A 23,335-nucleotide genomic window follows, 5' to 3' on the forward strand; every position below is an offset into this window, starting at 1 on the left:
GGTGCATAACCCTGGGGGTGTCCGCATACCGCATTGGTATGATGCAGCGGGCAAATGCCGTGCAACCGTGACATCGGCATGACAGACACCTCCGACCCCTTCGCTCCGGGATTCGTCGAGCGCCCCTATTGGTGGGATGCGGCCCCGCCTAGCATCGCGGACGCGCCGCCGCTGCCCGAATACATCGACGTCGCCATCATCGGCGGCGGCATTGCGGGCCTCGCCACGGCGCTGGAGCTCGGCCGCAACGGCGTGAAGAGCCTGGTCATGGACCGGGAGATGATCGGCTGGGGCGCTTCATCGCGGAATGGCGGCGCGCTGGCCGGCGCGGGCAGCCTCGGCAAGGTGCGCGCGGACCTGGAGCAGGTCCTGGGCAAGAAGTTCCTCCATGAGCTCGCGGAGGAAAGCGAGGGCGCCTTCGAGAGCTTCGAGGCGCTGGTCGCGCGCGAGGGGCTGGACTGCGACTTCGTGCGCTGCGGCCGCTTCGTGGGCGCCCACGCCCAGAAGGCCATGGACGGGCTGAAGCGCCGTGCCGAGATGATCAATTCCGCGATGGGCGAGCAGGCCTTCCTGATCCCCCGGGAGCGCGTGGCGGAGGAGATCGCCACCGACCGCTTTGTGGGCGGCATGGTGCTGCACCGCGCCGGTTCGCTGCATCCGGGCAAGTATGTGCGCTCGCTCGGCCATGCGGCGGAGCGCCAGGGCGCCATCATGGCCGGCGGTACCAAGGTGCTGGGCTACCGCCGCGAGGCCGATGGCGGATTCGTCGTCGATACCAGCCGCGGCCGCGTGAAGGCGAAGCACCTGATGGTCGCGACCAACGGCTACACGGGCAAGGCTACGCCCTGGCACCGCCGTCGCCTCATCCCCGTCGCGAGCTACATGATCGCGACCGAGGAACTGGGCGAGGAGCGTGTCCGCAAGGCGCTTCCCAAGCTGCGCGTCTATGGGGACACCAAGAAGGTCCTCTACTACTTCCGGCCCTCGCCGGATTACCGCCGCATCCTCTTCGGGGGCCGCGCGAGCTTCGTGGATGCGGATACCAGGCGCTCCGGCGCGCGGCTGCACCGCTTCATGACGGATCTGATCCCCGACCTCGAGGGGACGAAGATCACGCATAGCTGGAAGGGCAACGTCGCGTTCGCCTTCGACATGATGCCGCATGTCGGCGAGCATGAGGGCGTCCACTACGCCATGGCCTGCAACGGCAGCGGCGTGACGACCATGACGCATTTCGGCACCGTCGCGGCGCAGCAGATCATGGGCGGCTCCAACCGCGTTTCCGCCTATGCGCGCCTCCCGTTCCCGACCAAGCCCTTCTACAACGGCAATCCCTGGTTCCTGCCCGTCGTGGGCATGAGCTACCAGCTCCGCGACCGGCTCGATGGCTGGCGCCTGCGGGACAAGCCCTGATGGGCCAGCATCCCTACTTCACCGCCGCGGAGTACGAGCAGCGCCTCGGGCGGCTGAAGGCCCGGATGCGCGCGGCCAGGGTCGATGCCGCGCTTTTCGACGAGATCGAGGCGATGATCTGGGTGACGGGCTTCGGCAGCTCGGCCAATCGCTGGCGCTGCGCCGTGATCCCGCTAGAGGCCGAGCCCTTCTTCCTGATCCGCGCGCTGGACGCCGGCATCTGCCGCGAGCGGAGCTGGATCGAGGACGTGCCCTTCTATCGCGACTGGGAGGATCCCATTCCGGTGCTGGCCGCGAAATTCGCGGAGCGCGGGCTTTCCGCCGCGCGCATCGGCCTGGACTTCGAGAGCTACGGCATGTCCGTCGGCCGCTTCGCCGCGCTGCGCGAGGCCATGCCGAAGGCCGAGTTCGTGGATATCGGCCCGGTGATCGCCGAGCTGCGGCTCATCAAGTCGCCCGCCGAGATCGAACTGCTACGCCGCGCCGCCGCGATCGCGGACCAGGCGACGCTGGATGCCGCCGCTGTCTGTATTCCAGGCGGTTTCCAGCGCGATGCCGCCAAGCGGGCCCAGATGACCTTCGTGGAGATGGGCGGCGACCCTTATCGCCCGGGCCCCATCACCGCCGGCCGCGGCTGGAATTTCCTTCACGCGCCCTCGGGAGACGAGCCGCTGCGGAAGGGCGACCTCGTCCATATCGAGCTGACGCCGCGCATCCACGGCTATAGCGCGCGCATTATGCGCAACGCCGTGCTCGGGCAGCCGGAGCCGGAGCGCCAGCGCGCGCTGGATATCCTGATCGAGCTGCAGGATCGTCAGATCGCGGCGATGAAGCCGGGCGCCATCGCCTCCGACATCGACGCCATCCTGCGCCAGGGTGTGGTGGAGGCGGGGCTGCGCGACAGCTACGACAACATCACCGCCTATACGCTGGGCCTCTACGGCGATGCGGGGCCGCGTACCAGCGACTTCACCCGTATCTTCCATCCCGAGGCGCATTGGCCGCTGGAAGCTGGGATGGTCTTCCACGTCTATGCCTCGGCCGGCGGGGCGGCGATCAGCGAGAGCGTGCTGGTCACCGAGACCGGCTCCGAGCGGCTGACGCAGTTGCCGCGCGGCTTCATCGTCAACGCATGAGCGCTGGCCGGATCATCGTCCTCGGCGCGGGTGTCGCGGGGCTGTCGGTGGCTTTGCCGCTGCGCCGCGCGGGCCGCGAGGTGACGGTGATCGATGCGCTGCCGCCCGCCGGCGGCAGTTCCTTCGGCAATGCGGGGCTGCTGAGCCCCGATACCTCCGTGCCGGTCGCGCTCCCGGGCATGCTGCGAAAGGTCCCGGGCTGGCTCTCCGATCCGCTCGGGCCGTTGGTGGTGCGGCGCTCCTACCTGCCGCGCGCCACGCCCTGGCTCTGGCGCTGGATCAAGGCGGGGCGGATGGACCGCGCCCTGGCGATCTCCGCCTCCATGCGGGCGCTGCATGTGGGCAGCTTCGAGGCCTGGCGCGCCCTGCTGGGAGCCGGCGGCTTTTCCGAATTCATCCGCCAGTCCGGCCAGGTGCAGGTCTTCGACCGGGCAGAGGAGACGCCCGCCGCCGCGCTGGAGCGCGAATTCCGCGCCCGCCAGGGCATTCCCACCGAGGTGCTCGGCGCCGACGAATTGCGGCAGATGTTTCCCGGCATTGCGCGGCACGTCTCGCGCGGGGTGCTGATCCCGGGCAACGGCAACACGGTCAATCCGGGCCGCATGGTGCGGCGCCTTGCCGATCTCTTCCTCGCCGAGGGCGGGGAGATCCTGGCCGAGCGCGTGCTGAAGCTCATTCCCCGCGAGGGCGGTGGCTGGATGGCGATGACCAATGTCGCGAACCATGTCGCGGCCACCGTCGTCGTCGCGGGCGGCGCCTGGTCGCGCGCGATGCTCGATCCCTTGGGCATCCGCGTCCCGCTGGAGACCGAGCGCGGCTATCACCTGCTGCTGCCCGGCGCGAATGTGGCGCCGCGCATGCCCATCCTCTACAAGTCGCGCAGCTTCACCATCACGCCGATGGAGGAGGGGTTGCGCGCGGCCGGGACGGTCGAGATCGCGGGGCTGGACGCGGCGCCGGACGAGCGCCGCGCGGAGCAGCTCCTGCGCCTGATGCGCACGCTCTTCCCCGGTCTCGAAGGCGGCACGCCCCGGCTCTGGATGGGCCATCGTCCCTCGACGCCCGATAGCCTGCCCGTGCTGGGCCCCGTGCCCTCGCGGCCCGGGCTGCATCTCTGCCTGGGCCATGGGCATTTCGGCATGACGGGTGGGCCGCCCAGCGGCAAGCTCGTCTCGGACCTCATTCTGGGTGCCGCCCCGCGCATCGACGCCGCGCCCTATTCGGTGAATCGTTTTCAAGGAGGCTCCCCATGACAGAGACGACCGTATCCACGCGCCTCGGCCGGCGCCTGCTGCTGGGCACTGCGCTGGCCGCGCCCGCCTTCCGGATGGGCCGCGCGCAGGCCACGAACGAGGTAATCGTCCGCACGCCGGGCGGTGCCTATGACGACATCATGCGCCGCTACGTCTACGACCCCTTCACGGCCGAGACGGGCATCCGCGTGACGGTGGTGGCCGCGACGGCCGCCAAGCTCATCGCCATGTTCCGCGCCAACAATGTCGAGCTGGACCTGATCGACACGGGCGACGCGCAGCTCATGACGCTGGAGCGCATGGGCGCGCTGGCACCCATCGCCTATGACCGCTGGCGCTGGTCCAAGCCCGAGGACATCACGCCGGAGGTGCGGAAGTCCCACCGCGTGGGCAACTTCACCTATGCGACGGTGCTCGCCTACAACACCGACAGCTTCCCCGGCGACAACCACCCGAAGAGCTGGGCGGATTTCTGGGACGCGGGGAAGTTCCCCGGGCCGCGCATGCTCTCCGATATCGCGAGCGCCTCGGTCAATTTCGAGTTCGCGCTGCTCGCTGACGGCGTGCCGCGCGAGCGGCTCTACCCGATCGACGTGGATCGCGCTCTCTCCATCATGTCGCGCATCCGCCCGCAGATCCGCCGCTTCTGGGACACGGGCGCGCTCTCCGCGCAGATGCTGTCCGACAAGGAGGTCGTGCTCGGCTCCATCTGGAACGGCCGCCTGCAGACGCTGATCGATCGCAACGCGCCGCTCGGCTACACCTGGAACGAGCACATGATCCAGGTTCAGGCGCTGGGCATCTTCAAGGATGCGCGCAACGTCGAGGGCGCGCAGCGCCTCGCCGACTTCATGATGCAGCCGCAGGTCCAGGCGCAATACGCCAAGGCCCTCATCTACGGCCCGACCAACGAGCGAGCCTTCGGCCTGCTGACGCCCGCGGAGATCGCCCGCATGCCAGGCGGCGAGAATTCCCGCCGCCTGGGCTTCTATCAGGACATCGCCTGGTGGGACGCCAATCGCGACCGGGTGAGCCGCGCCTGGGCCCGGTGGCTGCTGCGTTGAGCATGGCTGTCGATCTCCAGTCGGTCACCAAGCGATACGGGGCCGAGACCGTGGTGGCGGGGGTATCCCTCGCCATCCCGGAAGGCGAGTTCTTCACGCTGCTCGGCCCATCCGGTAGCGGCAAGACGACGACGCTCTCCATGCTCGCGGGCTTCGTCGTGCCCGATGAGGGGCGCGTGATGCTGGGCGGGCAGGACATGACGCGCGTTCCGCCGCGCGGCCGCGGCCTCGGCATGGTGTTCCAGAACTACGCCATCTTCCCGCATCTCAACGTCGCGGAGAATGTCGCCTTCCCGCTGACGGTGAAGGGCGCGCCCAAGGCGGAGATCCAGGCGCGCGTGGCGGAAGCCCTCGCGATGGTGAAGCTCGACGGCTTCGGAGCGCGCTATGCCCGGCAGCTCTCGGGCGGGCAGCAGCAGCGCGTGGCGCTGGCGCGCGCCATCGTGGCGCATCCCAAGGTGGTGCTGATGGACGAGCCGCTGGGCGCGCTCGACAAGAACCTCCGCTACCACATGCAGGTCGAGATCAAGGAGATCCAGCAGCGCCTGGGCATGACGGTGATCTACGTCACCCATGACCAGGAGGAGGCGCTGACGATGTCCGATCGCATCGCCATCATGAACCACGGCAAGATCGCCCAGATGGGACCGCCGCGCGAGGTCTACGAGAATCCGGAAAGCAGCTTCGTCGCCGCCTTCCTGGGCGAGGCGAACCTGCTCAAGGTCCGTCGTGACGGCGAGGCGGTGCGTGGGCCCGGCGGCGCGGCCATCTTGGCCGCGCGCGGCGCGCTGCCCGGCGCGGATGGGCTGGTCTTCGTCCGGCCGGAGAAGGTCAGCGTGCTCGCCGGCACCCTGGATGCCGCCTCGAACCACCTTCCGGGCCAGGTCCAGCACGCCTCCTTCCTCGGCAACATCGTGCGCTATGCCGTGACGGCGGCGGATGGCGCCTCGCTGCTCTGCGACGTCGCCAATGGCGCGGGCGCCGTGCTGCACCGGCCCGGGGACGCGGTGACGCTGAGCTGGCGGGCCGAGGACAGCCGGCTGCTGGCGGGCTGAGGCGATGCCGCTCGGACGCCTCTCCGCCTGGCTGCTCATCGCCCCGGCGCTCATCCTGCTGGCTGCTGTCTTCATGGTGCCGATCGGCTGGTTCCTGGTCGGCTCGCTGGGCGAGCTCGGCACCGCGGCGGAGATCTGGGAGGAGGCGCAGGCCGTCCTCTTCTCGCCCACCGTGCTGAAGGTGATGCTGAACACCAACCTCATCGGGGCTGTCGTCACGCTGCTGGTGCTGGTGATCGGCTACCCCGTCTCCTACGCGCTGTCGCGCGCCAAGGGCTGGGCCTTCACGGCCATCCTGCTCTGCATCGTGTTGCCCTACTTCACCAGCACCATTGTCCGGACCTATGCCTGGATGGTGCTGCTGGGGCGCAACGGCCTGATCAACCAGATCCTGCTCGGCCTCGGGTTCATTGATGCACCGCTGAACCTCATGTACAACCGGCTCGGCGTCGTCATCGGCATGACCTACGTGCTGCTGCCCTACATGGTGCTGACGCTTTTCGCCGCGATGAAGGCGGTGGACCACCGGCTGCTGCAGGCGGCCGAGGGCATGGGCGCCTCGCCGGCGACGGTCTTCTTCAAGGTCTTCATGCCGCTGACCCTGCATGGGGTGATCGCGGGCGTGCTGATCACCTTCATCCTCTCCATCGGCTTCTTCATCACGCCGGCGCTGATGGGCGGGCCGGGCGACATCATGATCGCCATGCTGATCGAGCGCGAGGTGGAGCTGACCCATGACTGGCCGACGGCCGCGCTGATGACCATCCTGCTGCTGGCCGTCACGCTCATCCTCTACGGCGTCTACAGCCGGTTCGCGGAGAAGGAGGAGGCAGCGCGATGATGGGTCCCGTGATGCGCGCCACCTTGCTCAAGGCCCTGGTGGCGCTGCTCTGCTTCGGCCTGGTGGCCCCGATCGTGATCGTGGCCATCGCCTCCTTCAGCGGCGACGGCTACCTGAAGTTCCCGCCCGAGACGCTGTCCATGCAATGGTATGCCCGCTTCCTCGGCGATCATCGCTGGCGCGCGGCCATCATGAACTCGGTGCTGATCGGGCTCATGGCCTCGGTGTTCTCGACGGTGATCGGCTTCCTCGCCGCCTATGCGCTGGTGCGCGGCAACTTCCGCTTCAAGGCGGCGATCACCTCGCTGCTGCTGATGCCGGTGATCGTGCCGCACATCATCACGGCGGTGGCGGTCTACTTCCTCTCGGCGAAGATGGGGCTGGTGGGCGTGAAGCCCTGGATCTCCGTCGCGCATTCGGTGGTGGCGTTGCCGGTGGTGCTGGTGATCCTGCAATCGGCGCTGAAGACGGTGGACCCGGCGCTGGAGCGGGCGGCCATGGTCTGCGGCTGCTCCCGCTTCGGGGTGTTCCGCCGGGTGGTGCTGCCCATTGCGCTGCCAGGCATGGTCTCCGCCGCGCTCTTCTCCTTCCTGACGAGCTTCGACGAGCTGGTGATCTCGCTCTTCCTCGCGGGCATCCGGTCGGAGACGCTGCCGGTGCGCATCTGGAACAGCCTGCTGCTCGAGGTGGAGCCCACCATCGCCGCCGTCAGCACGTTGCTGATCGCGGTGACGACGCTGGCGCTCGCGATCGACGGCGTCATCCGCAAGCTCAAGGGCGGGCAGATGGCGGCGCTGAAGTAACCTTTTCGGCGATGGCGGCTTCGTTCGGGTAGAAGGAAGCCGCCATGACCGAACCCGAGGCCCTGCGTTTCGCGCCATCCGGCGCGATTCCCAATCACCCGTCCCTTCCGGTGCTGCTCTACCGCGGCGTCCTGCCGGCGGGCGCGAGGGACCCCGCCTCGGCGCTGGAGGCGCTGTTCGAGCGCAACGGCTGGCCGCCGCAATGGCGCAACGGCGTCTACGACTTCCATCACTTCCACACCCAGGGTCATGAGGTGCTGGGCTTCGCCGCGGGAAGCGCGCGGCTGATGCTGGGCGGTCCCGGCGGGCAGGAGGTGGAGGTCCGCGCGGGCGATGTCGCGGTGCTGCCGGCCGGGACGGGTCATCGCAACCTCGGCTCGACCCGCGATTTTCTCGTGGTCGGCGCCTATCCGCCGGGCCAGGAGGGCGACATCTGCCGAGAGGCGCCAGACGCATCGGGGCTGGCCCATATCGCCAGCCTGGGCTTTCCCGGGAGCGACCCGGTTTTCGGTCCGGGCGGGCCCCTGCCGCGGCTCTGGCGGCCTGGCTGAGGCCCTGTATCCTCCCCGCCAACAAGGGAGGAAGCCACCATGGCCCGATTGCCTTATCTCAACCCGGAGGACCTGCAGGAAGCCGATCGCGACCTGCTGAAGCGCATGATCACGCTGCACCGATGCCTGGTGCACAGCCCCGGTGCGGCGCGGGCTTTCGGCACGCTCGGCCAGTACATCCGCTTCGGCGCCAAGATCGACCCCCGGCTTCGCGAACTGGCGATCCTGCAGGTCGGCTGGCTGGCGCGCTCCGCCTATGAATGGTCGCACCACATCAAGATCGGCCATGATTTCGGCGTCTCGGACGCGGATATCGAGGGGCTGATCGCCGAAAGCGAAGGGCGGCAGAGCAGCCTGGAGCCGCTCGCCCGGCTGGTGCTTCAGGGCGCCCGCGAGGTCTATGCCGGCGCCATGACCAAGCCCACCTTCGACGCGCTGCGCGAAAAACTGAGCGACGAGCAGATGGTGGACCTGACCGTCACGGCCTCCTTCTACTGCGCGGTGGTGCGGACGCTGGCCACGCTGGAGATCGATGTGGAACCGGAATACCGGCCCTATCTCGAGCGTTTTCCTCTGCCCAAACCGCAGGGCTGACCTGCTTGGCCGCAATTTAACGCGGCGGTGCCTATATCGGCTTGGCGGGCGGTGGTCTGCTCGCTAAGCCATTGCTGCATTGCGGAATGAGGTGAAGCGGATGTCGGAGCATAAGATCTGGGTCGTCTGGGGCGGCATCTTCACCGACTTCACCTTCGAGACGCTGGAGCCCGGCACCGAGGAGCTCCACGGCCCCTACCACGACGAGGCGACCGCGCTGCGGGCCTGGCGCGACGAGACGCGCCGCAAGGTGGACATCGCGACGCACCGCCTCTTCGTCCTGCTGGCCTCCCCGACGCCGGCGGAAGGCTGAACGCCTGAAGGGGCTCAGCCCTCCAGGACCACACCGCCCGCGAAGCTGATCCGGCACAGCAGCCCTTCCGGGCGCCATTCGGTCTCGAAGCGGCCGCCCAGCCGGGCCTCGAAGGTCTGCTGGATGAGCTGCGAGCCGAAGCCCCGGCGCGGCGGCGGCCCGGCGAGGGTCGGCCCGCCCTCCTCGCGCCATTCGATGCGCAGCGCGTTTCCGTCCCAGTTCCAAGTGACGAAGAGGTGCCCGCTGGCCGCGGAGAGCGCTCCGTACTTCGCGGCATTGGTCGTGAGCTCGTGCAGCGCCATGGAAAGCGGCTGCGCGACGGCTGCCTCGATCATGACATGGGGCCCGGTGAGGTGGACGTGCGGCCCGCCGGGTCCGGTGAAGGGCTCCAGCTCATGGCCGATCATCTGGCGCAGGCTGGCGCCTCGCCACCGGTTCTCGCTGAGCAGGGTCATGGTCCGGGCCAGGGCCTGGACGCGGCCCTCCATCACGTCCACGAAGGATTCCTGATCCGCCGCCGTCGTGACGCGCAGCAGGCCCGAGACGATGGCCAGGGCGTTCTTCGCCCGGTGCTCGACCTCATGGGCGAGGAGCGTCGCTTGCTCCTCCGCCAGCTTGCGCTCCGTGACGTCATAGGCCACGCCCATGAGGCGGGCGCCCCCGCGGTCCTCCAGGCGGCGGGCGCGGGCGGCGATCCAGACCGTCTCGATCTCGCCGTCCGGCTGGGGCAGGCGCAGGCGGAACTCGCTCTTGAATTGGCCGGTGCGCCGGGCGAGGGCCATTTCCCGGCGCACGCGGCCCCGGTCGGCCGGGTGCATGCGGGCGAAGGCTTCCGCCATGGGGGGCGGGCCCAGCGAGGGATCGAAGCCCCAGAGCTCGATCATCTTGGGCGACCAGACCAGGCCCTTCGCCGGGGGCTCCCATTCCCAGGTGCCGATACCCGCGGCCTCCTGCGCGAGGCGCAGCCGGGCATCGCTCTCGGCCAGCGCCCGCTCGGTCGAGCGCAAGGGCGTCACGTCCACATGGGCGCCCCGCATCACCAGGGCGTGGCCCTGGGCGTCGCGCTCGATCTCGCCGCGCGCCGCGATCCAGCGCACCTCCCCGTCCGGGCGCACGATCCGGTAGCTCTGCGAGTATTCGGTGATACCGCTCTCGTCCGAGGTGGCCTCGAGGAAGGCGCCTTCGGCTCGCTCGCGGTCGTCGGGGTGGAGGCGGCGCACCCAGTCCGCGTGGCGCTCCTCGGCCGCCGACCGTGTCTGGCCCTGGAGCGCCATGTACTCGGCCGAGCGCCTGTTCACGCCGGACTTCAGGTCGATCTCGAAAGTGGCCACCAGACCGAAGCGGGCGGCGCGGTCCAGCCGGTCCGCGGTGCGGAGCACGTCGCTGGCAAGCTGGGTATTGGCGGTGTCGAGCCGTTGCTGGTCCCGTCGCACGCGCAGGGCCAGGAGGAAGAGCATGAGCGTCGCCGGCAGACCGAATACGAGATGCGAGGCCAGGGTCCGCCGCCAATGCTCCACGACGGTGGCGCGCGGGCGGAGCGCCGTCGCATAGATGGGAAAGCCATCGACCCGCCGCATCACGGCCAGGATGGGCGTGTTGTCCACCACGCTGATAGCTTCGTACTGCCCCATCTCGGAGCCCACGAAGTCGTGGTACGGCCGGCCCCGCGCGATGGGCGGCAGCGGCCGCTCCATGCCGGTGGTGCGGCTGAGGATGTGCCCGTCATCCCGCGTCAGGACCAGCACATCCCCCGACTGCCCGGCGAGGCGGCGCAGGCGCTCTGCCAGGAAGTTGGGATTGACCGAGACGGAGACGACGCCGTCGAAGGCGCCCGGGCTGAGGCCGTTGCCCGTCTCCCTCCGGGCGCGCGCGATGGAGAGGCGGAGCCGGTTGTCGTAGCGCCCGACATAGGGCGGGCTGATATAGGTCTCGGGTGGATTGGGCTGCTGGAAGGCGCGGAAGTAGTCCCGGTCGGCCAGGGAGCGGTCGCGGCTGACCGGGAAGGTGTTGGTCGCCAGCAGCAGCGTTCCCTGGCGATCGACGACGAGTGCGAAGTCGCTTTGCGGCAGCTCGTCGACGATGCTCCTCAGGTCGTTGTGAAGCGCATGCTGCTGGTGCCGGATGGTCTCGTCCGAGAGATGACGCAGCCGGTCGTTCACGCGCCCCGCCGCCAGCGCATAGGTCTCGAACGCCCTGGCCGCGTATTCCGCCGCGGCCTCGGAGGTGCGCTGGAGCTGGATGAAGGCGTCTTCCTTGGCGGCGCGCCAGCTGAGCCACGCACCGCCCGCGAGCACGAAGAGCGGAACCAGCAGCGCCGCCGCGGGCAACAGGAAGCCCGCCCGCGAGATACGCTTGCCGTTCCGGCGCTGGCCAGGCTCTCCGCCGGTCGAACTCACTCGAAAGCCCCCGCTGGCGGGCGTCGCCTATTCCTGGACATCATCCATCGCGGCCTTCCCGGCGCCATGCCGGATGTGGGAACAAGTCGCGGCTCCGCTGGTTTCATGCCGACTTGGAGGCTTTTCCGATGAGCGCCATGGCCGCCGCCGGGTTACGGGGTTTAAAGCCGCTGATGACGTAGAGGAAGACGTCGCGTGGGCGCATCTTGTCCGGCGCTCCCGACGGCGGGGCCAGTCCTTTCGGCGGCTCGCCCGCGGCCCAGGCCTGGGCTCGCGCCGCCCAGGCTGTCAGTGCCCGGGCCGGATAGCCCAGCTCCTCATCCTCCTTCGTGCCCATGATGCGGGCGTAGATGAAGTCGGCCGTGGGATCCGTGATCTGCGGAAATTCATCCGTGTCGCCGGCGAGGACGATGGCGACGCCATGCTGGCGGGCGAGGGCCACGAAGTCCGGATCGCGGAAGCTCTCGTGCCGGACCTCGACGGCGTGCCGCAGCGCGCGGCCGCCATGCTCGTGTGGCAGCAGTTTCAGGAAGGCTTCGAAATCCGCGGGGTCGAACTTCTTGGTCCCGGCAAACTGCCAGTTGATCGGGCCGAGCTTGTCCTTCAGCTCCAGGATGCCGCTGTCCAGGAAGCGCCGGACGGACTCGCCCGCTTCGGCCAGGACGCGGCGGTTGGTGGTGAAGCGCGGCCCCTTGAGGGCGAAGACGAAATCGTCCGGCGTCTCGTCATGCCATTTGCGGAAGCTCTCGGGCTTCTGGGACCCATAGTAGGTGCCGTTGATTTCGATAGAGGTCAGCTTGCCGGCCGCGTATTCCAGCTCCCGCTTCTGGGCCAGGCCCTCCGGATAGAAGGTTCCGCGCCACGGCTCGAAGGTCCAGCCGCCCACGCCGATGCGGATGCGTCCCTTGGCCATGCGGTTCCTCCTGCGGGTTGGTGGCCCGCAGGATGTGCGGCGATAATGCTTTCCCGCAAGCGGGGCCGTTGCGGGGACGCGATGCCGCACCTAGGATAACGGCACCTACCGACCGTCCGGTTAGGTCAGGGCCTGGATGAACGCGGGCCGCAGGGGAAGGGAGTTCATTCATGCCGGCTTTTCGCCGAATGACGGACCTTGCGAAGCTTTGACGCCCATGCAACTGCGGAGCATGGACGATCTTGCCGAAATTCTGGAGCTGGACGGGTCCGGCAATCCGCCGCAGGGGCGCATTGTGCAGATCTTCCAGGTGGCCTGCCGCCTCTTCGCGCAGCGGGGCTTCGATGGCGTCTCGATGCGCGACATCGCGGCCGAGTGCGATATCTCGAAGGCGACGCTGTACCACTATTTTCCGGATAAGGACTCGATCCTGCGGCCCTTGGCCATGGGCACGACCAAGTCGATCTTCCTGCATGTCTCCAAATTCGACGATCCCTCGCGCCCGCCGGTCGAGCGGCTGCGGACCTTCCTGGTCGAGACCGCGACCTTCTTCGAGAAGTTCCGCTGGGCCTGGATCGCCGGCGCCAGCGCCTTCTGGAGCGACCCCAAGGCCCGCAGCCGGAAAGAGCGCGTGGGCTGGCGCGACCGCTACGAGGCCCTCCTGCGCGACATCCTGCAGGCGGGCATCGACAGTGGCGAGATGCAGATCAAGGACGTGCGCCTCGCCGGGCGCTTCGTGCTGGGCAGCGTGAACTGGATGGCGCGCTGGTACGACCCCGAGGGCCCGATGACGGCGGCGGAGATCGTGGACAACTTCTGCGACATGATCATCCACGGTATCGGCGCGGCGGAAGCGGGCAAACGCAAGCGCGGCTGATGTTGCGGCGGGAGGGCGGGTCCGTCAGGATCGGCTCTCACCCGCCGAAGGCCGCTTCCATGAACCAGATCAGCACGCCGGACCGCCATGGCCAGGATTTCCTCTCCCTCCTGCGCAATGGCCCGCCAGAACGCTCGATCGAGGAGGAGCGGCTGCACCGCAAGCGCTGCCTCGCCGCCACCTTCCGGCTCTTCGCCCGCTACGGCTACGACCAGGGCCTCGCCGGCCACGTGACGGCGCGCGACCCCGAGAAGCTCGACCACTTCTGGGTGAACCCCCTCGGCTTTCACTTCGGGCGCATCCGTGTCTCCGACCTCATCCTCGTGAACGATGACGGCGAGGTGGTGGAAGGTTCCCATGCGGTGAACCGCGCGGCTTTCGCGATCCATTCCGCCATTCATGCGGCTCGGCCGGACGTGGTGGCCGCCGCGCACACGCATTCGACGCATGGCAAGGCCTTCTCGACCCTGGGCAAGCTGCTCGACCCGCTGACGCAGGATTCCTGCGAGTTCTACCAGTCGCACGCGCTCTTCGACGACTTCACGGGCGTGGTGCTGGAGGAGGAGGAAGGCCAGCGCATCGCCGCCGCGCTCGGGCCGCACAAGGCCGCGATCCTGAAGAACCATGGGCTGCTGACAGTGGGCCAGTCGGTCGAGGCCGCGGCCTGGCGCTTCATCGCCATGGACAATTGCGCGCGCGCCCAGCTCCTGGCCGAGGCCGCCGGCAAGCCGCAGCTGATCAGGCCCGAGATCGCGGAGCTCACGGCCTCGCAGATCGGCAACGAGCGGGGCGGAATCCTCAACTTCCATCCGCTCTGGGACAAGATCACCAGCGAGGAGCCGGAACTGCTCGCCTAATCGATGGACGCGCCGGACGCCCGGATGATGGGCGTCCAGGCGGCCAGCTCGTCGCGCACATATTGCTGCGCGTCGTCCAGGAAGAGGCGCCCCGGTGCCGTGGCGCTTTCGGCGTAGCGGCGCAGCAGTTCGGGCGATTGCAGCGAGTCCCTCGCGGCTTCCGCCAGCTTCTCCACGATCGGTCGCGGCGTGCGGGCGGGCGCCGCGATGCCCGACCAGCCGTCCACCACCAGCGACGGGTAGCCCAGCTCGGCGAAGGTCGGGATGTCGTCGAAGCCCGGCACGCGCTGCGGCCAGGTGTGGGCGAGCGGCCTGAGCGCGCCGCTGCGGATATTGGCGCTGGCGGCGGTGAGGCTGTCGATCATCATGGGAAGCGTCCCGCCCACCACGTCCGACACCACCTGGGCCGAGCCGCGATAGGGCACATGCGTCATGCTGAGCCCCGCTGCCTGCAGGAAGCGCACCATCACCAGGTGCGGCATCGAGCCGATGCCCGAGGTGCCGTAGGAATAGCGGTCCGGCGCGGCCTTCGCCGCCGCCACCAGATCCGCCACGCTGCGGACCGGCAGGTCCGGCCGCACGAGGATGAGGTAGGGCGTGCTCATCACCATGGCGATGTGCGCGAAGTCCCGGTCCGGGTCGAAGCCCGCGCGCTCGCCCTGCAGCACCTTGCCCACGATCATGGAGCTGATGACCGAGAGCAGCAGCGTGTAGCCATCGGGTGCGGCGCGCGCGACTTGGCCTGTGCCGAGCATGGCGCCCGCGCCGGGCCGGTTTTCCACCACGATGCTCTGGCCGATGCGGCGCGCCATCTCGGCCGTCACGATGCGGGCGATGATGTCCGTCGTGCCGCCGGGCGCGAAGGGCACCACGAAGCGGATGGGCCCGGCCGTCGGCCAGGCGGGCTGCGCCAGCGCGGGCGTGGCGAGCAGGGGCAGCCCGGCGAGGGACAGGCTTCGGCGGGAGATCGTCATGCCATTCTCCTCAGGGGATACCCGTGGCGAGCCCGTCGCGCTGCGGATCCGCGCCGCCCTCGAGGCGGCCGTCCCACATGCTAATGCCGTGCACGGCGGCGAAGGGGAAGGTGGCGGCGGTGCGCTTCACCTCGTAGCCCATCTCCTCCAGCGTGCGCTGGACGGCACGGGGGATGCGGTTGCCGATGTCGATGGCGTCGCTGGTCGCGCTGAAGCGCGGCGCCTCCACGGCCTCCTGCATGGTCATGCCAAAGTCGAGCAGGTTCACCAGCGCCTGCGCGATCGCTATGGGAATCCAGGCGCCGCCCGGCGCGCCGAGGGTGGCGACGGGGCGCCCCTCCTCCAGCACGATGCTCGGTGCCATGGAGGAGAAGCGGCGCTTGCCCGGCGCGATGGAGCCGGGGCGGCCCGGCCGCGGATCGCACCAGTTCATCGCGCCGTTCAGCATGAAGCCCGTGCCCGGCACGATGACGCCGGAGGGCACGCCGAGCGTGTGCGTCAGCGAAACCACCATGCCGTCCGCATCGACGCAGGAGATGGTGGTGGTGTGCTGCGCCTCGGCCTCGGTGCGCGGCAGGTGGTGCTTCTGCCCGGCCGCGATCTCGCCCGCGCGCTGGTCGGCGTAGATGTCGGAGAGCAGGCGGTCCAGCGGCGGCTCCACGAAGCGCGGGTCGCCGATATGCAGGTCCTTGTCGCGGCCGGCGATCTTCATCGCCTCGGCCACCACGCGGATGTACTCGGCGCTGTTGTGGCCAAGGGCGGGAAGGTCGAAGCGCTCCAGGATGCGCAGCATCTCCGCCACCATGATGCCGCCCGCCGGCGGGGCCGGCACGGCGATCGTGCGGCCGCGATAGGGGATGGTGAGCGCGGGGCCGATCTCGGGCCGCATGCCCGCGAGATCCCCGGCCGAGAGCAGGCCCCCATGGGCCTGCATGTCGGCGATGATCCGGCGCGCGATGCTGCCGGTGTAGAAATCCTCCGCGCCCTCGCGGGCCAGCGTGCCGAGCGTCGTGGCCAGCTCCGGATTGCGAACGGAATCGCCCACGCGCTTCGGCGTGCCGTCGGGCCGCAGGTAGAGCCGCTGCCCGTCCTCGGTGAAGGCGAGCTTGGCGCGGTAGGGCAGGCGCCCATAGCCCGCCTCGTCCAGCGCCATCATGGTCGCGACATGCGGCCGGACGAGCCAGCCTTCGTTCGCGATCGCGATGGCGGGATCGAAGAGCTCCGCCCAGGGGCGGCGGCCCCACCGCGCATGCGCCTCCGCGAAGACGCGCAGGATTCCGGGCGTGGTGACGGCACCATGCCCGAGTTCGTTCACGAAGCCCTTCAGCACATAGCCGTAGCCGTCGCTGCATTCGCGCTCGAAGGCCTCGGCCCACATGTCCTCGGTGCAGGCGCCGGGGCAGGTGGAGAGGCCGTTGACGACGACATGGTCGCCCGAATGCGGCTCCAGGAGATGGAGCACGCCGAGGCCGCCGATGCCGCACATCAGCGGGTCCACGACGCCCTGCGCCAGCGCGCAGGCCAGCGCCGCGTCGAGAGCGTTGCCTCCGGCGGCGAGGACGGCGGCGCCGGCCTCCACCGCCTCGGGCTGGGGCGCCACGATCATGGCGCGGGCTTCGGGCAGGCGGCGCTGCGGGCGGGCCATGCGCTTACTCCACCCGGATGCCGCGGCGGCGGATGAAGGCGCCGATCTCGGCGCTTTCCGTCCGTGCGCGATCCTGGATGGACTGCGCCGTGCCGGAAATCGGCTCCAGCACGGCCTCGCGCAGCTTCTGCGTGACGGCGGCGCTCTCGACCACCGTGCGGGTCGCGGCGTTCACCCGTTCCACCACGGCGGGCTGCAGGCCGGCGGGGCCGATGAAGGCGTACCAGCCCGGCAGGGTGATGAAGTCCAGCCCCACCTCGCGCAGCGTAGGCACGTTGGGCAGCGCGGGCGAGCGCTCATGCCCCATGGTCACCAGCGGAACGACGGTGCCGGCCTCGATGGCGCTGAGCGTGCTGCCGAGCGGGCTGAACATGCAGTCGATGTCGCCCGCGATGATCGCGGTGAGCGCGGGGGCGGAGCCCGCGAAGGGCACGTGCGTCAGGCGGATATTGGCGCGCTCGGCCACCATCTCCATGCCGAGATGCGTGGAGTTGCCGTTGCCGGCGCTGCCATAGGTGATGCGCTCGGGCTGCGCGCGGCCGCGGGCCACGAACTCCTGCATCGTGTTCACGCCCATCTTCTTGCCCGCGATGATCACGAAGGGCGTATCGGCGATCGGCGCGATCCAGGAGAAGTCGCGCCAGGGATCATAAGGCAGGTTCGGGAAGAGGTTCGGATTGAACGAGAAGATCGAGACGCCGCCGAGCATGATGGTGTTTCCATCCGGGCGCGACTGCTTCAGCGCGTTGATGGCCACGATGCCGTTGGCGCCGGGCCGGTTCTCGATGACCACGCTGCGGCCGAGCTCGCGCGAGAGAGGCTCGGAGAGCAGGCGGGCCAGGATGTCGGTGGCGCCACCGGGGGGCTGGGGGATGATGACGCGCAGCGGGGCTTCCTGCGCGATGGCGACGGCGGGCGTGGCGAGGGCAGCGAGCAGGGCGCCGCGGCGGGGGAGGGAGATCGTCATGGTCCGGGACTTTCGAGAATGCGTAGCAACGGGGCGACGCTGAGCGCCGCCAGGATGGTGAGTTCGGGCAGCTGCGCCGGGCCGTAATGGCCGGCCCGGTGCAGCAGGTTGAGCGAGCCTAGGGTACGCCCGTCCCAGCGGACGGGCATGTTCACCGCGCCCTCGCAGCCCAGCGAGAAGATGAGCTCATGGTCCGGGAAGGCGCGGATGACCTCCGCGCGATCCCGGCAGAAGCGTGCCTCGCCGGCCTGGACGACGACCCTGTAGAACTCGCTCTCCCGGTTGATCGGCTTGTAGCCGGAGACCGGGTATTCCGCCGGATGGCTCGAATGGAACCGGCGGTTGCGGTCGCGCGCCTCGTCGAGCACCAGCACCGTGAAGAGGCGGTGGCCGACCAGGCCGGCCGCCGCTTCCTCGATGGCGCCGAGCCCTGCCTCCGGCTGGCCGGGGAGGGCGAGGGCCCGCGCGGCGCGCGCGAGGATCACAGGATGGTCTGAGAAGCGAGGTCCTTCGGCGCGCGGGTGATGATCTCGGGCGTCGCGCCCACGATCACCGTGTCGTCGTGCCGGAAGCCGCCGAGGCCCCACTGGTAGAGGCCGGGTTCGGCCGAATAGACCTCGTTCGCGATGAGGGGGCGGTGGTTGAAGGCCATGTCCTCGGGGAACTCATGGCCCATCGTCCCCATGCCGTGGCCCGTGCGGTGCAGGATCAGGTCGGCCACGCCGGCCTTTTCGATCACCGCCTGGGCGGCGGCGTCGATGCCCGAGACGGGCTTGCCCGTGATCGCCGCTTCGCAGGCGGCCTCGTTCGCGGCGCGCGCGGTCTCGTAGAGGAACTCCTGCCGCGCCGTCGGCTTACCGCAGAACCAGGTGCGCTCGTTCTCGACGACGAGGCCGTTCACGCGCGGGATGACGATGTTGACCAGCCCGTCGCCCTTCTCGATCCGCTGGCCGGAGGAGCGGCCGTCGCCATGCGGCGCGCAGCTCGCGGGGCCCGAGAGCGTCCAGCAGCGCATGATCTCGAGATGCTGGCCGGGGAAGCGCACGGCCGATTCCTCGGCGAGCTTCGCCGCCATGGACATGTCGAGCTCCTGCACCAGGCGGCCGGGGCGGATGTTCTCGCGGTACTGGTCCTGCACCCAGTCGGTCAGCGCCGCGATCTCGCGCAGCAGCTGCAGCTCCTCGGGATGCTTGACCCAGCGGAGCGCGCGGCAACCGGCGGTGGCGCCTTCCAGCTTCACGCCGGGCAGCAGGGCGGTGGCGCGCGCCAGCATGCCGCCCGCGGCGTCCGCGCCGATGCGCGCCTTGGCGAGTCCGGCGCGGCGCAGGCGGTCGGCCACCAGCTGCGGCCATTCGGTGACGAGCGGCACGCGGTTCGAGAGGCGCGGATGCTCGGCATAGAACTCGACATCCGTGACCCAGAGCTTCTGCGCCTCGATCCCGAAGCGCCAATGATTGGTCGAGAGTTCGCAGAGGATGACGAAGGGCTCGCCGTTGCGGGGCACGATGCAGACGATGGGGCGTTCCCAGGGCTGCACGTCGGTCGCGAAATTGGTGGCGAACTGGAAGAAGTCGGCGCCGGTGAAGGCCAGGGCGTCATAGCCCTCGCGGTCCATGAGCTCACGCATCATGGCGTGGCGATGGTCGCGGACGGCGGTGCTCAGGGTCATTTGGTTCTCGTGGGGTAGTTAGCTATGCGCCGCGACATACCATGAACGGGGCGTCATGTCGCGGGGGCAGGCTTGCCGGCTCTCCGGGCCGGTGCCACATCCGGCCCATGGAGCAGGATCCGACCGAGACGCCGCGGGGCGAATTGCAGATTCGCCAGCTGGCCATGCCGGGCGATACGAACCCGGCCGGGGATATCTTCGGCGGCTGGGTCATGGCCCAGATGGACGCCGCGGGCGGCATTGCCGCATCCGCCGTCGCGCGGGGACGGGTGGTGACCGTCGCCGCCTCCAGCATGGTCTTCATCCAGCCGGTGAAGGTCGGTGACGTGGTCTGCGTCTATACGGACCTGACGCGGATCGGCCGGACCTCCGTCACCTTCGATATCGCGGCCTGGGTGCTGCGGCGCGGCAATGGCCAGCGCATCAAGGTCACGCAGGCGGAGTTCACCTTCGTCGCGGTGGACGAGGGCGGCCGCCCCCGCCCGGTGCCGCGCGACTAGGCGGCCTGATCGCTCTTTCCGGTGAAGTCGGCGAGCCGGTAGGAAGCGGTCACGTTCTGGGCCATGCCGGTGGCCCGGTCCCAGTCATAGGTGCGGTAGCTGTGCCCGCGCGTCACGTACTGGCCGCCCGCATAGAACATTTCATACTGCAGGTGGCGCGAGGCGAATTCGGTGCCGACCGCGTCCCAGGTCAGCTTCAGCAGCTTCACCCGCTCCTCGCCCGTCATCGCGGGCGAGATCTGCGTGGCCTGGATGATGCGCGAGAGCTCCGGATGCGAGAAATCCTCGACCGAGGAAGGCAGCATCAGCATCGCGCCGCCCGCGAGCTCGCGGATCGACTGGATGATCTGGGGATACATCTCCTGCGACTGGACCTGCGCGGCGTAGAGCAGATGCTTGTTCGGCAGGTAGTGGGGGCCGACCATCTGGCCGCCCGCCTCCATGCCGAGCACCATGCCCTCGATCAGCGCAGCCTGCGAGGCGAGCTTGCCCAGCTGCTCGCGCACCGGCGGGAAGTTCACCGTGCCGATGGTCTCGGCGACGCCACGTGCCAGGCCGACGAGGAAGCGCAGCTTCACCGAGAGGCGAATCTGTGCCTGGTAGTTCTGGTAGACATGGGCATAGGTGTCATGCAGCTGCGCGCGGCACATATCCGTGTCGCGGTACACGAAGACGCGCTCCCACGGCACCTTCACGTCGTCGAAGAAGACCAGCGCGTCGTTCTCGTCGTAGCGGAAGGAGAGCGGGTGGTCGTACTCGCTCAGCGCCGCCTCCTCGAAGCTGCGGCGGGAGAGGAGCTTGAGGCCCTTCGCGTTAATGGGCAGCGCGCAGGAGAAGGCCAGGTCCTCCTCGCCGCGCTTCAGCGGCTGGCCGGAGCCCACGAAGATCTCATTGGCCATGATGGCCGAGGTGGCGAAGAGCTTGGCCCCGCGGATGGTGATGCCGGAGCTGTCCTCGTCCACGATGCGGGCGATCATGTCCTCCGCGCCCTCGCCCTGGTCGCCGAAGGCCTTGGAGCGGTCGCCCTGCACGTTGTTGATGACGTAGGTGAGGAAGAGGTCGTTCGCGCGCGCGTATTCGTACCACTCGCGGAAAGCCTTGCCGCGCCTGGGGTCGTGCGCGTCGAAGACCGCCGCGCCCATGTACTGCGCGGACATGGAGGAGGCGACGTGGTCCGGCGAGCGGCCGAGGAAGCCGCAGGTGAGCTCCGCCCATTCCACCAGCGCCTTCCGGCGCTCCACCATCTCGGCATAGCAGGTCGGAAGTTGCCAGGCGCGGTTCACGCGCCGCCCGCCGCCGAGATCGAAGGTCATGCGCTCGATATTCTCGGGCTTGGCCTGGTGGTCGTACAGCATCGCGGCGGAGCCCACGGCATTGCGATAGGCCGGGTGGCTGGCGACATCGGTGATCAGCTTGCCGTTGAGGTAGACGGAGCGCCCGTCGCGCACGCTGCGGAGGTGCTCGGCGCCGTCCTTCACCAGGGGCTGGGTCGCGCTGCTCATAGGGGGTCCTTCCTTGGGGCCGCTGACGGTGGCTCCTGGTTTTCAATACCTAACCAACGAAGCTATTACAATACATGAAAAGCCATGTGCAAGGCGGTGTCCGCTGGGCCTTCGGCTCCGACGCCGTTCAGGTTAGCCTGGAACCGCAATAAGGCTTTGGTAAATGGCTTCTCTTGCAAGGTATAAACTTCTCTGACAGGCTTTGCGCCGAAGCAGACAACCGGAAATACCCTATGCAGATTGAAATCCGCCGCTGGATGACCGTCGTGGAGAACAAGATGGTCGAGGCCGGCCGTCCCGGCGATCCGGCGCTGCGGAAGGTCGGCGTCATCGCGGTGGTGAAGAATCCCTATGCCGGCCGCTACGAGGAAGACCTCTCGCCCGCCATCGCGGCCAGCGCCGCCGTCGGCGAGTTCATGTCGAAGCTCGCCATCGAGGCGATGGGCGGACTTCCGGTCGAGAGCTACGGCAAGGGAGGCGTCGTAGGCCTGGGCGGCGAGCAGGAACACGCGAATGCCATGCTCACCACCACCTTCGCCGAGCCGCTGCGCCAGGCGGTGGGCGGCGCCTTGGCGTGGATTCCGTCCTACACCAAGGTCGCCGCGCCCGGTGCGACGATCGATGTGCCGCTCGCCCACAAGGACGCGCTCTACGTGCGCTCGCACTATGACGGCATGACGCTGACCATGCCGCCCGAGGCGCCGGCGTGCGACGAGGTCGCGCTCATCATCGTGCTGGCCAATCGCGGGCGCATCAATGCGCGCGTCGGCGGCATCAAGGCCGCCGAGATCGCGGGCAAGGACGGCCTGCGCTGATGCGCACGGCCATCGTCAACCTGGGCGGCATCGTAACGGGCGACCTGGCTTCGCCGGTCGCGGAGGGCGATGCCATCCTGCTCGAGGATGGCCTGATCACCTCCGTGGGCCACGTGGATGCCGGGCGCATCGGCGCGGCGGATGTGGTGGTGGATGCGGCCGGCACCATCGCCATCCCGGGCCTGATCGACAGCCATGTCCACATCACCTTCGGCGACTACACGCCGCGCCAGAAGACCGTCGGCTTCCTCGAGAGCTACCTGCATGGCGGCGTCACCTCCGCCATCACGGCCTCGGAGGTGCATGTGCCGGGGCGGCCCAAGGATCCGGCGGGGGTGAAGGCGCTGGCGCTGGCGGCGCGCGCCTGCTTCCTGAACTACCGGCCGGGCGGGATGCGCGTCCACGCGGGCTCCGTCATCCTGGAGCCCGGCCTGACCGAGGCCGATATCGCGGAGCTCGCGGCCGCGGGCCTCTGGCTCGCCAAGGCCGGCTTCGGCGCTTTCGACACGCCCTTCGGCTATGCAGAGCCCATGGCATGGGCGCGCCGGCACGGCATGGTGACGACCATGCACACCGGCGGCTCCTCCATCCCCGGCTCCTCCGGCATCTGGGCCGAGCATGTGCTGGCGGCGAACGCGCATGTTTCCTTCCACGTGAACGGTGGCCCCGTCGCCATGCCGGAGGAGGGCTTCGCGCGGCTGGTGAACGAGAGCGACGTGGCGATGCAGATCTGCACCGCCGGAAATCTCCGCACCGCGCTGAAGACCGCGAAGCTGCTGGACGAGGCGGGGCAGCCGGAACGTCTGCTCATCGCGACCGACACGCCGACGGGCAGCGGCATCATGCCGCTCGGCATGCTCTACACGATCAGCCACCTCACGAGCCTCGGCGGCATCCCGCCCGAGCAGGCGATCGCTGCCGCCACGGGCAACAATGCGCGGACCTATCGCCTGAACAGCGGCATCCTGGCGCCAGGGCGCGATGCCGACGTGGTGCTGATCGACGCCTGCGCCGGCGGCGCCTGCAACGACGCGCTCTCGGCACTCGCGAATGGCGACATCCCCGCCGTCGCGGCGGTCTTTACCGATGCGGTGCCGCGCTTCGTGGGGCGCAGCCGCAATACCCCTGCGGCCATCCGCCAGGTCCGGGTGGCGCAGTGCCGCCTGCCGATGGATTTTTCCGGTGGCGGGCATTGAG

General features: G+C 69.1%; 23 protein-coding genes. 15 read left to right on the forward strand and 8 right to left on the reverse strand.

The window, feature by feature from the left end; all coding sequences use genetic code 11:
* Window positions 1-78: 78 nt before the first annotated feature.
* The 10 genes from WJM96_RS15855 to WJM96_RS15900 all read left to right on the forward strand — a co-directional run bounded on the left by WJM96_RS15855 (window position 79) and on the right by WJM96_RS15900 (window position 9,023).
* Window positions 79-1,413, forward strand: a complete 1,335-nt coding sequence (locus WJM96_RS15855) for an NAD(P)/FAD-dependent oxidoreductase (RefSeq protein WP_424813488.1) — start codon at window positions 79-81, stop codon at window positions 1,411-1,413.
* Window positions 1,413-2,549, forward strand: a complete 1,137-nt coding sequence (locus WJM96_RS15860; protein ID WP_424813489.1) for a M24 family metallopeptidase — start codon at window positions 1,413-1,415, stop codon at window positions 2,547-2,549. Before WJM96_RS15855 ends, WJM96_RS15860 begins: the two co-directional genes overlap by 1 nt.
* Window positions 2,546-3,802 carry an NAD(P)/FAD-dependent oxidoreductase gene (locus WJM96_RS15865; RefSeq protein WP_424813490.1) on the forward strand — a complete coding sequence of 419 codons (1,257 nt, stop codon included), beginning with the start codon at window positions 2,546-2,548 and terminating at the stop codon, window positions 3,800-3,802. The genes WJM96_RS15860 and WJM96_RS15865 overlap by 4 nt, the downstream gene beginning before the upstream one ends.
* Window positions 3,799-4,866: an ABC transporter substrate-binding protein gene (locus WJM96_RS15870; RefSeq protein ID WP_424813491.1), complete on the forward strand. Its 1,068-nt coding sequence runs from the start codon at window positions 3,799-3,801 to the stop codon at window positions 4,864-4,866. The genes WJM96_RS15865 and WJM96_RS15870 overlap by 4 nt, the downstream gene beginning before the upstream one ends.
* A gap of 2 nt (window positions 4,867-4,868) precedes the next feature.
* Complete coding sequence (locus tag WJM96_RS15875; protein WP_424813492.1) at window positions 4,869-5,921, forward strand: ABC transporter ATP-binding protein; 1,053 nt, start codon at window positions 4,869-4,871, stop codon at window positions 5,919-5,921.
* A 4-nt stretch (window positions 5,922-5,925) separates the two neighbouring features.
* Window positions 5,926-6,762: an ABC transporter permease gene (locus WJM96_RS15880; protein WP_424813493.1), complete on the forward strand. Its 837-nt coding sequence runs from the start codon at window positions 5,926-5,928 to the stop codon at window positions 6,760-6,762.
* Window positions 6,759-7,565 carry an ABC transporter permease gene (locus tag WJM96_RS15885; RefSeq protein ID WP_424813494.1) on the forward strand — a complete coding sequence of 269 codons (807 nt, stop codon included), beginning with the start codon at window positions 6,759-6,761 and terminating at the stop codon, window positions 7,563-7,565. Before WJM96_RS15880 ends, WJM96_RS15885 begins: the two co-directional genes overlap by 4 nt.
* Window positions 7,566-7,609: 44 nt before the next feature.
* The gene (locus tag WJM96_RS15890) at window positions 7,610-8,116 is read left to right on the forward strand and encodes a cupin (protein ID WP_424813495.1); all 507 of its coding nucleotides are present in this window, start codon (window positions 7,610-7,612) and stop codon (window positions 8,114-8,116) included.
* A gap of 39 nt (window positions 8,117-8,155) precedes the next feature.
* Window positions 8,156-8,710: a carboxymuconolactone decarboxylase family protein gene (locus tag WJM96_RS15895; RefSeq protein ID WP_424813496.1), complete on the forward strand. Its 555-nt coding sequence runs from the start codon at window positions 8,156-8,158 to the stop codon at window positions 8,708-8,710.
* Window positions 8,711-8,810: 100 nt separating this feature from the next.
* Window positions 8,811-9,023: a DUF4170 domain-containing protein gene (locus tag WJM96_RS15900; RefSeq protein ID WP_424813497.1), complete on the forward strand. Its 213-nt coding sequence runs from the start codon at window positions 8,811-8,813 to the stop codon at window positions 9,021-9,023.
* A 14-nt stretch (window positions 9,024-9,037) separates the two neighbouring features.
* Here the strand turns inward: WJM96_RS15900 and WJM96_RS15905 are convergent, their stop codons facing one another.
* On the reverse strand, window positions 9,038-11,419 hold the full coding sequence (locus WJM96_RS15905) for a PAS domain-containing protein (RefSeq protein WP_424813498.1): 2,382 nt from the start codon (window positions 11,417-11,419) through the stop codon (window positions 9,038-9,040).
* A 103-nt stretch (window positions 11,420-11,522) separates the two neighbouring features.
* Window positions 11,523-12,332, reverse strand: coding sequence for a DUF72 domain-containing protein (locus WJM96_RS15910; RefSeq protein ID WP_424813499.1), 810 nt, complete (start codon window positions 12,330-12,332; stop codon window positions 11,523-11,525).
* Window positions 12,333-12,564: 232 nt separating this feature from the next.
* Here WJM96_RS15910 and WJM96_RS15915 point away from each other — a divergent pair, with 232 nt between their 5' ends.
* Window positions 12,565-13,209 (forward strand): TetR/AcrR family transcriptional regulator, encoded by a 645-nt coding sequence (locus WJM96_RS15915; protein ID WP_424813500.1) that lies wholly within the window; start codon window positions 12,565-12,567, stop codon window positions 13,207-13,209.
* 59 nt (window positions 13,210-13,268) lie between these two features.
* Window positions 13,269-14,066, forward strand: a complete 798-nt coding sequence (locus WJM96_RS15920) for a class II aldolase/adducin family protein (RefSeq protein WP_424813501.1) — start codon at window positions 13,269-13,271, stop codon at window positions 14,064-14,066.
* Here the strand turns inward: WJM96_RS15920 and WJM96_RS15925 are convergent.
* Genes WJM96_RS15925 through WJM96_RS15945 form a run of 5 tightly spaced genes read right to left on the reverse strand, consistent with a single transcriptional unit; the run spans window position 14,063 to window position 19,321 of the window.
* The gene (locus tag WJM96_RS15925; protein ID WP_424813502.1) at window positions 14,063-15,040 is read right to left on the reverse strand and encodes a Bug family tripartite tricarboxylate transporter substrate binding protein; all 978 of its coding nucleotides are present in this window, start codon (window positions 15,038-15,040) and stop codon (window positions 14,063-14,065) included. The genes WJM96_RS15920 and WJM96_RS15925 overlap by 4 nt on opposite strands.
* 10 nt (window positions 15,041-15,050) lie before the next feature.
* Window positions 15,051-16,685, reverse strand: a complete 1,635-nt coding sequence (locus tag WJM96_RS15930; protein ID WP_424813503.1) for a gamma-glutamyltransferase family protein — start codon at window positions 16,683-16,685, stop codon at window positions 15,051-15,053.
* A 4-nt stretch (window positions 16,686-16,689) separates the two neighbouring features.
* Window positions 16,690-17,652 carry a Bug family tripartite tricarboxylate transporter substrate binding protein gene (locus tag WJM96_RS15935; protein WP_424813504.1) on the reverse strand — a complete coding sequence of 321 codons (963 nt, stop codon included), beginning with the start codon at window positions 17,650-17,652 and terminating at the stop codon, window positions 16,690-16,692.
* Window positions 17,649-18,137: a GAF domain-containing protein gene (locus WJM96_RS15940; protein ID WP_424813505.1), complete on the reverse strand. Its 489-nt coding sequence runs from the start codon at window positions 18,135-18,137 to the stop codon at window positions 17,649-17,651. The genes WJM96_RS15935 and WJM96_RS15940 overlap by 4 nt, the downstream gene beginning before the upstream one ends.
* Window positions 18,134-19,321 (reverse strand): M24 family metallopeptidase, encoded by a 1,188-nt coding sequence (locus WJM96_RS15945; protein WP_424813506.1) that lies wholly within the window; start codon window positions 19,319-19,321, stop codon window positions 18,134-18,136. Before WJM96_RS15945 ends, WJM96_RS15940 begins: the two co-directional genes overlap by 4 nt.
* 107 nt (window positions 19,322-19,428) lie before the next feature.
* Here WJM96_RS15945 and WJM96_RS15950 point away from each other — a divergent pair, with 107 nt between their 5' ends.
* Window positions 19,429-19,821 (forward strand): acyl-CoA thioesterase, encoded by a 393-nt coding sequence (locus WJM96_RS15950; RefSeq protein ID WP_424813507.1) that lies wholly within the window; start codon window positions 19,429-19,431, stop codon window positions 19,819-19,821.
* On the opposite strand, the gene WJM96_RS15955 is transcribed toward WJM96_RS15950, so the two are convergent.
* Window positions 19,818-21,323, reverse strand: a complete 1,506-nt coding sequence (locus WJM96_RS15955; protein ID WP_424813508.1) for a 4-hydroxyphenylacetate 3-hydroxylase family protein — start codon at window positions 21,321-21,323, stop codon at window positions 19,818-19,820. The genes WJM96_RS15950 and WJM96_RS15955 overlap by 4 nt on opposite strands.
* A 233-nt stretch (window positions 21,324-21,556) precedes the next feature.
* Here WJM96_RS15955 and WJM96_RS15960 point away from each other — a divergent pair, with 233 nt between their 5' ends.
* Both WJM96_RS15960 and WJM96_RS15965 read left to right on the forward strand, forming a co-directional pair.
* Complete coding sequence (locus WJM96_RS15960; protein ID WP_424813509.1) at window positions 21,557-22,138, forward strand: amino acid synthesis family protein; 582 nt, start codon at window positions 21,557-21,559, stop codon at window positions 22,136-22,138.
* The gene (locus WJM96_RS15965; RefSeq protein WP_424813510.1) at window positions 22,138-23,334 is read left to right on the forward strand and encodes an amidohydrolase family protein; all 1,197 of its coding nucleotides are present in this window, start codon (window positions 22,138-22,140) and stop codon (window positions 23,332-23,334) included. Before WJM96_RS15960 ends, WJM96_RS15965 begins: the two co-directional genes overlap by 1 nt.
* The last annotated feature ends 1 nt before the right edge of the window (window position 23,335 follow it).

The sequence above is a fragment of the Roseococcus sp. YIM B11640 genome (assembly GCF_049727625.1).
Taxonomy (GTDB): Bacteria; Pseudomonadota; Alphaproteobacteria; order Acetobacterales; family Acetobacteraceae; genus Roseococcus.

Excerpts from the sequence above, each read along its gene's own strand:
- WJM96_RS15930 (WP_424813503.1), bottom strand. The coding sequence starts at position 16,685 with ATGGCCCGCCCGCAGCGCCGCCTGCCCGAAGCCCGCGCCATGATCGTG.
- WJM96_RS15870 (WP_424813491.1), top strand. The coding sequence starts at position 3,799 with ATGACAGAGACGACCGTATCCACGCGCCTCGGCCGGCGCCTGCTGCTG.
- WJM96_RS15925 (WP_424813502.1), bottom strand. The coding sequence starts at position 15,040 with ATGACGATCTCCCGCCGAAGCCTGTCCCTCGCCGGGCTGCCCCTGCTC.
- WJM96_RS15965 (WP_424813510.1), top strand. The coding sequence starts at position 22,138 with ATGCGCACGGCCATCGTCAACCTGGGCGGCATCGTAACGGGCGACCTG.
- WJM96_RS15860 (WP_424813489.1), top strand. The coding sequence starts at position 1,413 with ATGGGCCAGCATCCCTACTTCACCGCCGCGGAGTACGAGCAGCGCCTC.
- WJM96_RS15865 (WP_424813490.1), top strand. The coding sequence starts at position 2,546 with ATGAGCGCTGGCCGGATCATCGTCCTCGGCGCGGGTGTCGCGGGGCTG.
- WJM96_RS15945 (WP_424813506.1), bottom strand. The coding sequence starts at position 19,321 with ATGACCCTGAGCACCGCCGTCCGCGACCATCGCCACGCCATGATGCGT.
- WJM96_RS15890 (WP_424813495.1), top strand. The coding sequence starts at position 7,610 with ATGACCGAACCCGAGGCCCTGCGTTTCGCGCCATCCGGCGCGATTCCC.
- WJM96_RS15875 (WP_424813492.1), top strand. The coding sequence starts at position 4,869 with ATGGCTGTCGATCTCCAGTCGGTCACCAAGCGATACGGGGCCGAGACC.
- WJM96_RS15855 (WP_424813488.1), top strand. The coding sequence starts at position 79 with ATGACAGACACCTCCGACCCCTTCGCTCCGGGATTCGTCGAGCGCCCC.
- WJM96_RS15935 (WP_424813504.1), bottom strand. The coding sequence starts at position 17,652 with ATGACGATCTCCCTCCCCCGCCGCGGCGCCCTGCTCGCTGCCCTCGCC.
- WJM96_RS15900 (WP_424813497.1), top strand. The coding sequence starts at position 8,811 with ATGTCGGAGCATAAGATCTGGGTCGTCTGGGGCGGCATCTTCACCGAC.
- WJM96_RS15910 (WP_424813499.1), bottom strand. The coding sequence starts at position 12,332 with ATGGCCAAGGGACGCATCCGCATCGGCGTGGGCGGCTGGACCTTCGAG.
- WJM96_RS15960 (WP_424813509.1), top strand. The coding sequence starts at position 21,557 with ATGCAGATTGAAATCCGCCGCTGGATGACCGTCGTGGAGAACAAGATG.
- WJM96_RS15880 (WP_424813493.1), top strand. The coding sequence starts at position 5,926 with ATGCCGCTCGGACGCCTCTCCGCCTGGCTGCTCATCGCCCCGGCGCTC.
- WJM96_RS15955 (WP_424813508.1), bottom strand. The coding sequence starts at position 21,323 with ATGAGCAGCGCGACCCAGCCCCTGGTGAAGGACGGCGCCGAGCACCTC.
- WJM96_RS15895 (WP_424813496.1), top strand. The coding sequence starts at position 8,156 with ATGGCCCGATTGCCTTATCTCAACCCGGAGGACCTGCAGGAAGCCGAT.
- WJM96_RS15950 (WP_424813507.1), top strand. The coding sequence starts at position 19,429 with ATGGAGCAGGATCCGACCGAGACGCCGCGGGGCGAATTGCAGATTCGC.
- WJM96_RS15915 (WP_424813500.1), top strand. The coding sequence starts at position 12,565 with ATGGACGATCTTGCCGAAATTCTGGAGCTGGACGGGTCCGGCAATCCG.
- WJM96_RS15885 (WP_424813494.1), top strand. The coding sequence starts at position 6,759 with ATGATGGGTCCCGTGATGCGCGCCACCTTGCTCAAGGCCCTGGTGGCG.
- WJM96_RS15920 (WP_424813501.1), top strand. The coding sequence starts at position 13,269 with ATGAACCAGATCAGCACGCCGGACCGCCATGGCCAGGATTTCCTCTCC.